Origin of the sequence: Pseudomonas sp. SIMBA_041 (assembly GCF_046535095.1) — a bacterium.
Lineage (GTDB): Bacteria > Pseudomonadota > Gammaproteobacteria > Pseudomonadales > Pseudomonadaceae > Aquipseudomonas > Aquipseudomonas mucoides.
This window is the reverse complement of sequence record NZ_JAWRXJ010000002.1, coordinates 448,793-462,530: the sequence shown is the minus strand read 5'-3', so window position 1 is coordinate 462,530 and position 13,738 is coordinate 448,793. Positions and strand designations below refer to the sequence as shown.

Sequence of the window (13,738 nt, the reverse complement as noted above, 5' to 3'; positions counted from 1 at the left end):
AGTCAACACAGGTGTTGAATGTGAAATAGCTATCGCGAGCAGGCTCACTCCTACAGGAGATTTCCTTTGTCCGGAAGGTGTGTGGCAGGCACAAAAAAAACGGCCCGAAGGCCGTTTTCTGTTTACCGCAAAGACTCAACCACCCAGATACGCTTCACGCACTTTCGGGTCAGTCAGCAGGGCTTCACCGGTGCCTTGCATCACCACACGGCCGTTCTCCAGAACGTACGCGCGGTCGGCAATCTTCAGCGCCTGGTTGGCGTTCTGCTCGACCAGGAACACGGTCACGCCATCCTTGCGCAGTTGTTCGATGATGTCGAAGATCTGCTGGATGATGATCGGTGCCAGGCCCAACGAAGGTTCGTCGAGCAGCAGCAGCTTGGGCTTGCTCATCAGCGCACGGCCGATGGCGAGCATTTGCTGTTCGCCGCCGGACATGGTGCCGCCGCGCTGGGCGAAACGCTCTTTCAGGCGTGGAAAAAGTCCGAGAACCTTGTCCATCTGTTCCTGATAGTCGCCCTTGTCGGTGAAGAAGCCACCCATGGCGAGGTTTTCTTCCACGGTCAGGCGGGAGAACACCCGACGACCTTCCGGCACCACGGCAATGCTCTTGCGCATGATCTGCGCCGAGGTCTGCCCCACGAGCTCTTCGCCCATGTACTTGATGCTGCCACTGTGGGCCTGCGGCGAACCGCAAAGCGTCATCAGCAGGGTGGATTTGCCCGCGCCGTTGGCGCCGATCAGGGTGACGATTTCGCCCTGGCGGATTTCCACGTTGACGCTGTGCAGGGCCTGGATCTTGCCGTAGAAGGTGGAAACGTTTTCGAATTGCAGCATTTACGCTTCCCCCAGGTAGGCTTTGATCACTTCGGGATTGTCGCGGATCTGTTCCGGCGTGCCGTTGGCCAGGGGCGTGCCCTGGTTGATCACGACGATGTGGTCGGAAATGCTCATGACCAGTTTCATGTCGTGTTCGATCAGCAGCACGGTCACGTTGTGCTCTTCACGCAGCACACTGATCAGCGCCTTGAGGTCTTCGGTTTCCTTCGGGTTCAGACCGGCCGCCGGCTCGTCGAGCATGAGGATCCGCGGGCGGGTCATCATGCAGCGAGCGATTTCCAGGCGACGTTGCTGACCGTAAGCCAGGGTGCCGGCAGGCCGGTTGGCGAAGGCCTTGAGGTTGACCTTCTCCAGCCAGTACTCGGCGAACTCCATGGCCTCGCGTTCGCTTTTGCGAAAGCCCGGGGTCTTGAACAGGCCGGCCAGGAAGTTGGTGTTCAAGTGACGGTGCTGGGCGATCAAGAGGTTCTCGACCGCGGTCATGTCCTTGAACAACCGCACGTTCTGGAAGGTGCGCACCACGCCTTTGAGGGCGATCTTGTGGCCTGGCAGGCCTTCGATCGGCTCGCCGTCCAGCAGGATGCTGCCGCCGCTCGGCTTGTAGAAACCGGTCAGGCAGTTGAACACGGTGGTCTTGCCGGCGCCGTTGGGGCCGATCAATGCCACGACCTGTTTTTCCTTCACGGTCAGGGCGACGCCGTTGACCGCCAGCAAGCCGCCGAAGCGCATGCTCAAATTGTCTACTTTCAGGATCTCGCGGCTCATTTGCGCAGCTCCATGTGAGGACGTTGCATGGGCAGCAGGCCTTGAGGGCGCCAGATCATCATCAGCACCATCAAGGCGCCGAACATCAACATGCGGTATTCACTGAACTCACGCATCATTTCCGGCAACAGAATCATCACCGTGGCCGCCAGTACGACGCCCAGTTGCGAGCCCATGCCGCCCAGCACCACGATGGCGAGGATGGTTGCCGACTCGATGAAGGTGAAGGACTCCGGTGTCACCAGGCCCTGACGCGCGGCAAAGAAGCTGCCGGCGAAACCGGCGAAGCACGCGCCCAGGGTGAACGCTGACAGCTTGATTGCGGTCGGGTTCAGCCCCAGCGCCCGGCAGGCGATTTCGTCTTCACGCAGTGCTTCCCAGGCACGGCCCAGAGGCATGCGCAGCAAGCGGTTGATGACGAACAGGGCGAACAGCGACAACAACACCGCGATCAGGTAAAGGAAGATCACCTTGTTCACCGGGTTGTAGACCAGGCCGAAGTACTCGTGGAAGGTCTGCATTCCCTCCGCGGCCGTTTTATCGAACGTCAGTCCGAACAGCGTTGGCTTGGGAATGTTGCTGATGCCGTTCGGGCCACCGGTGATATCGGTCAGGTTACGCAGGAACAGACGGATGATTTCACCGAAGCCCAGGGTCACGATCGCCAGGTAGTCACCCCGCAAACGCAGCACCGGGAAGCCCAGCAGGAAGCCGAACGTGGCCGCCATCAGGCCGGCAATCGGCAGGCAGATCCAGAAGCTCAGGCCGTAGTAATGCGACAGCAGCGCATAACTGTAGGCGCCGACGGCATAGAAACCGACGTAGCCGAGGTCGAGCAGGCCCGCCAGGCCGACCACGATGTTCAGGCCCAGGCCCAGCATCACGTAGATCAGCACCAGAGTGGCGATGTCCACCGCGCCGCGGGAGCCGAAGAACGGCCACACCAGTGCACCGATGATCAGCGCAATGATGATCCAGCGCTGGGTGGTCGGCAGGGTCAGGAAGTTACTGGCCTTGGCCGGCATGCCCGGCATGCTCGGCGAAGATTTCCAGGCCGCGCTGATCGACTTGTCGAACAACACTCGCAGGAACATCAGCACCGAGCAAACGGCGATGATGAGCAGCGTGGTGTTGCTGGTGCCATGGACTTCGAGGTTGATGCCGACGATGGTCAGTTTCAAACCCAGTACCGGGTAGGCGACGGCCCACACCAGCAAGGCGCTGAACAGCGCCTGTCTAAGATTCCTAGTCATACTTTTTCAACCTCCGGACGGCCCAACAGGCCGGTAGGCCGGAACAACAACACCAGAACCAATAGACCGAAAGCCACGACGTCCTTGTACTGGTCGCCGAAGATGTCGGCACCAAAGGCTTCCGCTACCCCCAACACGATCCCGCCGAGCATGGCGCCGGGAATGCTGCCGATACCGCCCAATACCGCTGCGGTGAAGGCCTTGAGGCCGACGAGGAAACCGGCGTTCGGGTTGATCACGCCATACTGCATGCTCAGGAGCACGGCCGCGATGGCCGCCAGTGCAGCACCGATGACGAAGGTCAGGGCGATGATGTTGTTGGTGTTGATACCCAGCAGGTTGGCCATCTTGATGTCTTCGGCACAGGCACGGCAGGCGCGACCCAGGCGAGAGCGGGAGATGAACAGCGTCAAGCCGAGCATGGCGACGAACGTCACCACGAACACCACGATTTGCATGTAGGAAATCAGCACTTCATGTGCGCCACCTGGCCCGATGGTGAAGTTACCAGGGATCAGGTTGGGGATGGATTTGTCCTTGGAGTCTTGCGCCAGCAGAACCGTGTTCTGCAGGAAGATCGACATGCCGATGGCGGAAATCAGCGGAATCAGACGGTTGCTGCCGCGCAAGGGGCGGTAGGCGATCCGTTCGATGCTGTAGCCGTAGGCACTGGTCACGACGATGGTCGCGAGGAAAGCGGCAGTCATCAACAGCGGAACGCTGTCGAGTCCCATCATGGACAGGCCCGCGATGGCGATGAACGCCACGTAGGAACCAATCATGTACACCTCGCCGTGGGCGAAGTTGATCATTCCAATGATGCCGTAAACCATCGTATAGCCGATGGCGATCAGGGCATACGTGCTGCCAATGGTCAGGCCATTAACCAGCTGTTGGAAAAAGTGATAGATGTCAGGCATTACAGCGCTCCTAAAAACCTGATACGCATTTCACTGGTGGAGTCATTTTCCCGCTCGAGCCCCGTGGATCTGCACCCACTTCGAACGCGAGGTTTGCCAGCGAACCGCTGATGACGGTTTTGAGATTTTCAGGTGGGGAGACTGGCGGATCACGCCAGCGCGGCCCAAAACGTTCGTAAAACAAAGCCCACGGCACGCCGTGGGCTTTGTTGGCAGTCAGTCAGGCAAGGCCTTACTGAGGCGAAGCTTCAGTTTTTGGTTTGCCGAAGTGCCACTCGTAAACCACAAATTTGAAGTCTTTCAAGTCGCCCTTGGCGTCGAACTGCAGATCGCCAGTCGGGGTCTTGAAGGTGCCAGCGTGGATAGCAGCAGCCACTTTGGCAGTGTCTTCGCTCTTGGCGGCTTCGATACCACCGGCAATCACTTCAACAGCCGAGTAGGCCGGGAACACGAACGGACCGCTCGGGTCTTCTTTCTTCGCCTTGAACGCGTCAGCCAGGGCAACGTTGGCCGGATCCTGGTCGAAGGATTTCGGCAGGGTCACCAGCAGACCTTCGGAAGCGTCTTTGGCGATCTGCGAAATGGAGTCGTTACCCACGCCTTCCGGACCCATGAACTTGGCTTTCAGGCCTTTTTCCTGGGATTGACGCAGGATCAGACCCAGCTCCGGGTGGTAGCCGCCGTAGTAGACGAAGTCGACGTTGGCTTGCTTGAGCTTGGCGATGATCGAGGAGAAGTCCTTGTCGCCGGCGTTGATGCCTTCGAACACGGCAACCTTGACGTTTTTGCCTTCCAGGGTTTTCTTCACGGCGGTGGCGATGCCTTCACCGTATTGCTGTTTGTCATGCAGAACAGCAACGATTTTCGGTTTGACGTGATCGGCAATGTAGTTACCGGCGGCAGGGCCTTGGGCGCTGTCCAGACCGATGGTACGGAATACCATTTTGTAACCACGAGCGGTGATGTCCGGGCTGGTGGCAGCCGGGGTGATCATGATCACGCCTTCGTCTTCGTAGATGTCCGAAGCCGGTTGAGTGGAGCTGGAGCACAGGTGACCGACCACGAACTTGACGCCGTCGTTGACGACCTTGTTCGCGACCGCTACCGCTTGTTTTGGATCACAGGCGTCATCGTATTCAACGGCTTCGAGTTTCTTGCCGTCTACGCCGCCTTTGGCGTTGATCTGTTCGATGGCCATTTTGGCGCCACTGAACTGCATGTCGCCGTATTGGGCTACAGGACCGGTCTTAGGGCCGGCAATGCCGATCTTGATGGTGTCAGCTGCGAACGAATGGCTGGCAACCCCGGCCAGAACCATAGCGGCAAACAGTTTGGAAATCTGCTTAGTAGCCTTAGTCATAGTGCTCCACTCTTACTGTTGTAGTTTTTATAGTCCTGGCGCCGTAGCAGCAGAACCGGGTCAGATATCTTCGATACCCTCCGGAAAATGCCCCCGACAACTGTACCGGTACAGTGTAGAGCGCCAATTGTTAGCCTGGGAAGCTGGCGCCGGGGGACAAAACCTGAGGGTGTCGCTTTTTTGAAAGAAAAAGACAGAATCACGGCGGGATGTTAGCTGGCTAATTGCTTGATTCAGCGGCATTCCCTGGCTTTCCTGCTCTTTTCGATCGGTGACTCAATTGCATCCGGGTTTTTCTGGCGGACCACCGACGTTATCATTCGCGTCGATTTCTTTTCCGGACAGGACCCATGACTCAAGAACCTAGCACCCTCTATGCCAAGCTGCTTGGTGAAACCGCATCTATTACCTGGAAAGAGTTGGAGCCGTTCTTTGCCAGGGGTGCCCTATTGTGGGTCGATCCCGGGCTGGATTTGATCGCGGCCGCCGAAGCCGTGGCGACTGACGAAGGGGAGAAAGTGGCTGCCTGGCTGGCTGCCGACCAGGTCGCCAAGCTGTCTGAAACGCGGGCGCTGGATCTTTTTGAGCGCGACCCGGCGTTGTGGGCAGTGGTGGTTTCGCCGTGGATTCTGATCCAGGAAAGGGCGACGAGCTGAATCGCTGCGCCTTATTGGTGCGTCGTGCGGGCGAGCAAAAGTGTGTAGGTGAGTAGCGTGATGGCACGTTGCCGTAGAGAAAGGCCACAGGCATGGCCAGCATCACGGTGACGTAAACGTAACGGGAACAGTTTGTCGGGCAGCCTGAGGGCTGCTTAATTGTTTCTGGATGTTGGAAAGACTGACATTTTCAGCGGATTTGAGGGGCTCATCGCGAGCAGGCTCACTCCTAGAGGGGAACGCATTCCACATGTAGGAGTGAGCCTGCTCGCGATGGCGGCAACCTGGTCTGGCGTCAGACCGAGAAAGTCTTGCCAGTATGGTTATTCAGCGAAATAACCTTGGTTTTGCCAATGCGGTGACGGTAGATCTCACGCAGGTACTTGATCGCCTTCTTCACGCAATCACGCGACAGGCGAATGTCGTTGATCGAGACAAACTTGTCCTTGTCGTTGATCAGCTCGCGGTACTTCTTCTCGTACATCGGTTTGATCGCGTACCAGTTGGTATCGAGGATCTTCGCCGGGTTCTCGAATTCGTTGAGCAAGTCGTCGATCCGGTCTTCGTCGAATTCTTCATTAATAATGAAGTCGAGGATCGAGTTGTCCAGCGTCTCGTCGAAGCGGTACGGGTTCTTCGCGAAGCAGCGCTTGATGAACGCGACGATCAACGTCAGGAAGTCGTCCGACAGGCACGGGCTCTTGGCGATCAGGGTGGTCAGCGACAAGTTGGCCGAGGCGCCGATCACCAGCGCGTAGCGCTTGAGCGTCGTGTTCGGGAACAGGCTGTTGAGGTGGGTCTTCAACCGGTTCAAGTCCATGTAGGACAGCTTGTAGTCTTTCGGCAAGGAAACGATCGACACCACCGACGAGCAGTTCTTGAAGAAGTGCAGGTCGTGCAGCGCGGCCGCGTCGTAACCGGAATTCTTGTACTGCTCAAGCGAGGCGCGATAGCGCTTGGATTCGATCGGCAGCAGGCTGATGCCTTCGATCGCCTGGGTCACTTTGTTGAAATGCGGCAGGTCGATGGAGCGGAAGAACAAATCATCGATGTTCAGGCGCTGCGGTTCTTTCTCGAACACCTTGAACTTGTCGCTGCTTGGCGGCGGGGTTTCCGGCACCACGGATTCGGCGTAGGCAATCGCCACCGGGCCGGCCAGGCTCATGAACAGGTCGTTGGCGTCGAGGCGAATGGTTTCGCCGATGTCGATGCCGGCGCGACGGAAATAGTTCTGGTCGTAGTCGGTCGTCACCGCCTGCGCCGTCAGGATGTTGAAGATCTGCTGCGAGATGTACTGGTTGGCGTGTTTTTCCATCGCATTGACGTCAATGTTCTGGATGTTGCCATCATCGCTTTCTTCGGCATAACGCATGATGTCGTTGGAGATCAGCATCATGGCGTTCCATGGGCGGATACGGCCCATGACGCTGGCTTCGCTGCTGTCTTCGTTGGCGAAGTTGTAGGAGAAATCCCACTCTTCTGACAGGTATTTACACAGCAGGCGACCGGCGTTGATGTGCAGCGCCTCGGACATTTCGCTGCGGTGATCGGAAATGTTCGGCAGCACGCAAATGCCGCTGGTGAAGATCGGCTCGAAGACGAAGGAATGACCGCTCTTGCCGTCATGTTCGTCCATCGGTTTGGTGTCGAACGTCTTGTTCATGTACGAGTGCTGCTGGGCCAGGCCGAACTCCGAGGCCATGCCCGAACCGGTACCGCCGCCGGCACTGAAGATCGAGAAATACAGGCGCGACTGGTTGGCCTTGATCCCGCAGCTGTCGATCAGGTACGAGTGAATCATCTTCCAGTCAGGGCTGGAGAAACGCTGGGTGTCCTTGTTCAGGATGATCTTGGCCAGGTACTGACCGAGGATCGGCGCGTTACCGGCACCACCGGCGTGGACTTCCGACAAGTCCATGATTTTCATTTTGCTGTAGTCGCGCAGGAACCCGCTTTTTTCGCCCTTGCGCGAGAAACGGATGCGGCCGGCGATGTCTTTGTCGAGGTCGCCAAGCATCACCAGCGGTTCTACCAGGAACACCGGTTTGGCGCCCTTGTTGGTGCCCAGGCGCAGGTTGTTACGAATCCATTGGGCCGGGCTGTAGCCCTTTTCCGCAAAGCGTTTGTCCGGCGACAGACGGTCTTCGTTGTTGAATTCATTGAGGTAGAACTTGCGGGCGTTGTACACCAGCTCCGCGACGTCCAGAGCAATGTTCGAGCCGCAACGACCAAGACCGATCAGGCACACCGACGGGAATTCCTGGTCGTTATGCTGTTCGCTCACGCCTTCCAGGTGGGGCGGGCGCGGGAACACCATGTCGCGCAGGCCGTCGAGGTTATCGAGGATGCGGTCGGTATTGGTTTCAGTGAAATACAGGTATTGCTGAGTGGCCAGCGGGCGCGCCGGGGTCAATGGCTTCGACGATGAGGGGCTGTTCGCCGCAGGGCTCAGAGTCAGATCGGAGACCGTAGTGGCCGGGTTATTTTTAGAAGTCATTGGGCGCCATCTACCTGGACTGGTTGGCTGAGCGACATCTGTCGTCAAACCTTCACGGAATGGGATCTCGCGTCTTTTTTATGCGCGTATTTGGCCAAAGTCTCAGGGACTCGCCTGAGCATCAGTGGGTGGAATCCTTTCCTTAGTCATGATGGATCGGCCAATATTCGGCGATCTTTAATCAAAAGGAGGCTAAATGATGTCAACGCTACCTTCGTTGGGGTTCGCCGGTATTGGTCTGATGGGGCTGCCCATGTGCCGGCGCCTGCTGGCTGCGGGCTATCCGTTGACCGTGTGGAACCGTAACCCGGGCAAGTGCGCGCCGTTGGTGGAGGCCGGTGCCCGACAAGTGGCAACCCCCGCCGAACTGTGCCAGCACGCCGACATCATCCTGCTGTGCCTGGCGGACACCGCGGTGGTGCGTGAGGTGGTGTTTGGTCCGGTCGGGGTGGCCTCGGGGGCAAAAAGCGCTCAGTTGCTGGTGGATTTTTCCAGCCTGGAACCCAGCGCTACACGAGAAATGGCCAAACAGCTGCTCGACAGCACCGGAATGAGTTGGCTGGATGCGCCGGTGTCCGGTGGTGTGGTCGGCGCCGAGGCCGGCAGCCTGGCGATCATGGTGGGTGGCGAAGCGGTGGATCTGCAGCGAGTACGTCCGCTATTGCTGACTCTGGGCCAGCGTGTCACCCACATGGGCGGCGTCGGGGCCGGGCAGGTGACCAAGGCGTGCAATCAGATGATCGTGGCGTGCAATGCGCTGGTGATCGCCGAAGTGGTGGCGTTGGCCGAGTCTTCCGGGGTTGACGCCCGGTTGATCGCCGAGGCACTGGCCGGTGGTTTTGCCGATTCAAAACCGTTGCAGATCCTCGCCCCGCAAATGGCCGAGAGCCAATTTGAACCGGTGAAATGGCATGTGCGCACGCTGCTCAAAGATCTCGACACCGCCGTGAAGTTTTCCCGCGAACAGGGTTCGGCGACCCCCCTCAGCGGATTGGCTGCGCAACTGATGCGCCTGCATGGGAGCCAGGGATTCCTGGAAAAAGATCCATCGACGTTAGTGCAGATGTACCGCGAGCCTGGCTCAGAGGTGTGACGTTGAACGAATGCTTGCGCTGGTTGATTTCGTTCAACACCGGACGCAACTCAGCCAGTGGCACTGGGCGACTGAGCAGGTAGCCCTGAACGAAATCGCAGCCCAGGCGTTCGAGAAAATCGTACTGCTCGAAGGTTTCGACTCCTTCGGTGACCACCTGCAAATGCAGGCTGTGGGCCATGACGATGATGGCCTGGACGATTTCCATGTCCTGTGTGGCTTTGGGAATGTCCTGGATAAACGAGCGGTCGATCTTCAGCGTGTTCAGCGGAAGGCGCTTGAGGTAGGCCAGGGACGAATAACCGGTGCCGAAGTCATCGATCGACAAGGAGACCCCGAGGGCACGAATCTGCCGTAGCAGCACCAGCGTGTTGGCGAGGTTGCCCATCAGCGCATTTTCGGTGACTTCCAGCTCCAGCCGTTGCGGCGCGACCCCGGAGGCGTGCAGCGCGAGTTCGATTTCGTCGGCCAGCTCTTCACGCGCAAGGTTCAGCGGTGAGCAATTGACCGCGATCTTCAGTTCCTCGCAACCGTGCCGGGACAATTCACCCAGGTCTTCGCAGGCTTTGCGCAGCACCCAGTTGTCGAGCTCATGGATCAGGCCATTGGCCTCGGCAATGGCAATAAACCGATCAGGCGCCAGCAAGCCATGAACCGGGTGTTGCCAGCGAACCAGTGCTTCGAGCTTACTGACCTGGCCGGTTTTCAGGTCGAAGATCGGCTGGTAATACAGCATCAATTCATTGTCTTTACGCAGGGCGTGCCGCAGTTCTTCTTCGAGTTGCAGCTCCATCGTGGCGCGGGTCTTGAGGTTGGAGCTGAAAAAATTCAGGCCGTTGCGACCTGCGTCCTTGGACTGGTACAGCGCCAGGTCGGCGTTTTTCAACAGTTCTTCACAGGTCTTGCCGTCTTGCGGGAACAGGCTGATGCCGATGCTGGTGGTCATGACCATGTTGCGCCCGGAGAGCTCGATGGGCTCCTTCATTTTCAGCATGATACGCTGGGCCATGTGCTGCGCTTCTTCGGGATCATTGAGGCCGATGAGGATGCAGAACTCGTCCCCGCCAAATCGGGCCACGACATCTTTGTGGCTGCGCACCGAGCTTTTGATATGGCCGGCCAGCACTTTGAGCAATTCATCGCCAGCGTCATGGCCAAGGCTGTCGTTGATGCGCTTGAAGTGGTCGATGTCGAGGAACATCACCGCCAGCATGCCCCCTTCGTTGGTCTTCTCGATCAGTTTCTCGGCGAATATCTGATTGAAGCCACGACGGTTGATCAGGTTGGTCAAGGCGTCGTAATGCGCCACTTGCTGCAGCGACAGGCGCGCCTGATCCAGTTGGCTGAGCAGCGAGTTGACCCGCTGCAGATCACGCTCCTTGTGTTGCAGTTTTTTGTCCGCCAGTGCCGCGCTGATGCTGCTGCCGATGATCAGCAGCGTAATGACCGCCACCGTCAGCGCCAGTTGCAGGTGGCTGTGTTCGCTGACCGGCGCCAGGACGCTACTGCTGGGTATCACCAGATTGAAGGCGGCCATCCCGGTGAAATACATGCTCAGGATGCCGGCCCCGAGGAGGAGGCTGGCGCTGTACTTGAGCAGTTGGTGAAACATCCCGGTGCCGTCACGCAAATAGCGCGACAGCAGCAGTGCCGCGAGGCTGGCGCCAATCGCGATGGCGATGGACAAGGCAAACAATGCCGGCTGGTAGTAGACCGTGGCACTCGATTGCATCGACGCCATGCCCACGTAATGCATGGCGGTAATCCCCAGACCGACCCACACCGAGGCCTTGAGGCAATGCCGGACATTCAGGTCGGGGAAGCTGAGGGTGTGCATCACCAGCCAGGCCGCGCACAGGGCGATTGCCAGTGAAATCAGGGTGACGGGGAGTTGGTAGTGAATGTCGACAGGTGCCTGGAACGCGAGCATGCCGATAAAGTGCATGGCCCAGATTCCGCCTGCCAGGCACCCACTGCCGACCCAGCGCCAAAGCCTTTGCGAAGCCGGACTTTCCGCATGCGCCACACGCTCTGCCATATCCAGCGTGGCAAAGCAGCCAGCACACGCCACGACATAAGCCAGCAGCACCAGAAAAGGGTCATGCGTGCAATTGAGTATGAATTGCCCGCTCGCTGTCAGCTCGGTAATGAAATGCAGACCAAGCCACTCCATAGCACGCCCCGTCGTTGTCATCCCGGCCGGCGCAATGAACGCCAGCGAATGTCATCGAGTATAGAGGCCGTGTCTGGAGTGCAAGGGATGATGTCAAAATGGTTCCATATGATTTTGGCATCAACCTAATCGCGTTTGGTGCTAAGCCTCAGGCGCTTTGTTCAAAGGGGATTTCGTACGCCGGTTGCAGGGCTGGAAGGCCGAATGCTGCCCGGGCCGCGTCGCAATCCACGTTCGCCTCGCCATTTTCCCAAGACGCCTCAAATTCCCGGCAGGTGCTGGAACGCTCGTTGTAAATCGAGCATTTGACCTCGCTGCCGACGGTCCCCTCCAGGCTGATGCAGCGGGTGGGTTTGCAGTCGGTGCCGAGCATCGCCACGCGACTGGGACTGATCGACGCGACCAGCTCATCCGGCACCGTTCCCCCGGACGAGGCGCATTCGCCCCAGAAAAAAGACACACGGAAATGGGAACAGCAGGCACCGCAATTCAGACACGGACTGACTTCGGACATGGTCGATGATCTACGCAGGAGGGGGTACGCAGGGGAGCGGACAGGGGCGCTATTCTAGGCTTCGCAACGGGCTTTGGAAGGGGGTATGAAAGGTATTTTTCAGCGACGGACGGTACCGTGAAAATAGCGGCCGGATCCCCGTGAATCCTGGGCCTGGCGGTCAGCGCGCCTGCGTGAATCCATGGCCTGATATCAGCCTTGTCAATAATGACAGACAGCGTGGGTGGGCCTGTCTAGATTGGCGGTTCCGGGGACAGTGAGGCCCCAATAACAATAAAAGAGACGGACCATGCAGAACTCGACCCAAGCGGCGAATGCCTGGCGCATTCTGTTCCTGTTGTTCCTGGCCAACCTGTTCAACTTCTTCGATCGCACCATTCCCGCCATCATCATCGAACCGATCCGCATGGAGTGGCACCTCAGCGACTTTCAGTTGGGGATCGTCGGCACCGCTTTCACCCTGGTTTACGCGATTGCCGGCCTGCCGTTGGGGCGGATGGCCGATACCGGGTCACGCCGCAAGCTGATGGGTTGGGGCCTGGCGGTCTGGAGCGGGCTGACCGCGGTCAACGGACTGGTGGGCAGCTTCTGGAGTTTCCTGATCGTGCGCATGGGCATCGGCATCGGTGAAGCCAGTTACGCACCGGCTGCCAACTCATTGATCGGTGACCTGTTCCCGGCGCACCGCCGGGCGCGGGCGATGGGCATTTTCATGCTGGGTCTGCCGCTGGGGTTGTTGCTGGCGTTCTTTACCATCGGCGCGATGGTCAAGGCGTTCGACAGTTGGCGCGCGCCGTTCTTTATCGCGGCCGTGCCGGGGCTGATCCTGGCGATTTTCATGTTCTTCATTAAAGAGCCAAAGCGCGGCGCAGCAGAAACCGTGCAGGTGTCGCAGGAGCGCGTCGACCGGCCGATCCGCCGGGTGCTGGCGGTGCCGACGTTCCTGTGGCTGGTGATGGCGGGACTGTGCTTCAACTTCGCGACCTACGCCTGCAATTCATTCCTGGTGCCGATGCTGCAGCGCTATTTCCTGATGCCGTTGCAGGAAGCCGCAGTGGCCACGGGGGTGATCGTCGGCGTGACCGGTTTGTTCGGCCTGACGCTCGGCGGCTGGGTCGCTGACAAGATTCACCAGCGAGTGGCCAACGGGCGGCTGTTGTTTGCCGCGTTCAGTTTGATTATTTCGACCGTGTGTACGGGGTGGGCACTGCACGCCGGGCGCATCGAGATCGGCGTGTTTGTCGCGGTCTTCAGTGTGGGCTGGTTGTTTGCCTACAACTTCTACACCTGCGTCTACACCGCGATTCAGGACGTGGTCGAGCCACGATTGCGGGCCACGGCGATGGCACTGTTCTTTGCCGGGTTGTATTTGCTGGGCGGTGGATTGGGGCCGGTGGTAGTGGGCGGTTTGTCCGATCACTTTGCGCACACGGCGATGCTGGCGGCCGGTGCCGAGCAGATGACCGAGGCGTTCAAGGCCGTCGGTTTGCATGACGCGATGTACCTGATTCCGGTGGCGTTGTTCTTCACCATGGTCTTTTTGTTTATGGCTTCGCGGTGTTTTGTGCGGGATGCGAAACGGATGAAGGCAGGGTTGGGGGCGGTGGTTGAGCCTGGGGTTTCTGTGGCGACTGCATAAATGATCGTTCCCACGCGTGGGAACGATC

Annotated in this window: 11 protein-coding genes; 3 read left to right on the top strand and 8 right to left on the bottom strand. The window is 58.7% G+C overall.

Annotated features, from left to right (window positions below; translation table 11 throughout):
- Positions 1-135 precede the first annotated feature (135 nt).
- From SB725_RS05830 to SB725_RS05810, 5 genes are all read right to left on the bottom strand, one after another.
- A complete protein-coding gene (locus SB725_RS05830; protein ID WP_027925631.1) occupies positions 136-837 on the bottom strand; it encodes an ABC transporter ATP-binding protein in 702 nt (233 codons plus the stop codon).
- Complete coding sequence (gene livG, locus SB725_RS05825) at positions 838-1,605, bottom strand: high-affinity branched-chain amino acid ABC transporter ATP-binding protein LivG (RefSeq protein WP_027925630.1); 768 nt, start codon at positions 1,603-1,605, stop codon at positions 838-840.
- Positions 1,602-2,858 (bottom strand): high-affinity branched-chain amino acid ABC transporter permease LivM, encoded by a 1,257-nt coding sequence (locus SB725_RS05820; protein WP_027925629.1) that lies wholly within the window; start codon positions 2,856-2,858, stop codon positions 1,602-1,604. The genes livG and SB725_RS05820 overlap by 4 nt, the downstream gene beginning before the upstream one ends.
- On the bottom strand, positions 2,855-3,778 hold the full coding sequence (gene livH, locus SB725_RS05815) for a high-affinity branched-chain amino acid ABC transporter permease LivH (protein WP_027925628.1): 924 nt from the start codon (positions 3,776-3,778) through the stop codon (positions 2,855-2,857). The genes SB725_RS05820 and livH overlap by 4 nt, the downstream gene beginning before the upstream one ends.
- 232 nt (positions 3,779-4,010) lie before the next feature.
- The gene (locus tag SB725_RS05810; RefSeq protein WP_027925627.1) at positions 4,011-5,138 is read right to left on the bottom strand and encodes a branched-chain amino acid ABC transporter substrate-binding protein; all 1,128 of its coding nucleotides are present in this window, start codon (positions 5,136-5,138) and stop codon (positions 4,011-4,013) included.
- Between the two features lie 350 nt (positions 5,139-5,488).
- On the opposite strand from SB725_RS05810, the gene SB725_RS05805 reads away from it, so the two are divergent.
- On the top strand, positions 5,489-5,794 hold the full coding sequence (locus SB725_RS05805) for a DUF2288 domain-containing protein (protein ID WP_027925626.1): 306 nt from the start codon (positions 5,489-5,491) through the stop codon (positions 5,792-5,794).
- 295 nt (positions 5,795-6,089) lie between these two features.
- Here SB725_RS05805 and SB725_RS05800 read toward each other — a convergent pair whose 3' ends face one another.
- Entirely contained in the window at positions 6,090-8,291 is a 2,202-nt protein-coding gene (locus SB725_RS05800) for a hypothetical protein (RefSeq protein ID WP_027925625.1), read from the bottom strand.
- A 196-nt stretch (positions 8,292-8,487) separates the two neighbouring features.
- On the opposite strand from SB725_RS05800, the gene SB725_RS05795 reads away from it, so the two are divergent.
- Positions 8,488-9,384, top strand: coding sequence for an NAD(P)-dependent oxidoreductase (locus tag SB725_RS05795; protein WP_081744011.1), 897 nt, complete (start codon positions 8,488-8,490; stop codon positions 9,382-9,384).
- Here SB725_RS05795 and SB725_RS05790 read toward each other — a convergent pair.
- Positions 9,275-11,557, bottom strand: a complete 2,283-nt coding sequence (locus tag SB725_RS05790; protein WP_410921420.1) for a putative bifunctional diguanylate cyclase/phosphodiesterase — start codon at positions 11,555-11,557, stop codon at positions 9,275-9,277. The two genes, SB725_RS05795 and SB725_RS05790, sit on opposite strands and share 110 nt — an antisense overlap.
- 148 nt (positions 11,558-11,705) lie before the next feature.
- Positions 11,706-12,071 carry a YkgJ family cysteine cluster protein gene (locus tag SB725_RS05785; protein WP_027925623.1) on the bottom strand — a complete coding sequence of 122 codons (366 nt, stop codon included), beginning with the start codon at positions 12,069-12,071 and terminating at the stop codon, positions 11,706-11,708.
- Between the two features lie 289 nt (positions 12,072-12,360).
- Between SB725_RS05785 and SB725_RS05780 the strand changes: the two genes are divergently transcribed.
- Positions 12,361-13,710 (top strand): spinster family MFS transporter, encoded by a 1,350-nt coding sequence (locus SB725_RS05780; RefSeq protein ID WP_059181507.1) that lies wholly within the window; start codon positions 12,361-12,363, stop codon positions 13,708-13,710.
- The last annotated feature ends 28 nt before the right edge of the window (positions 13,711-13,738 follow it).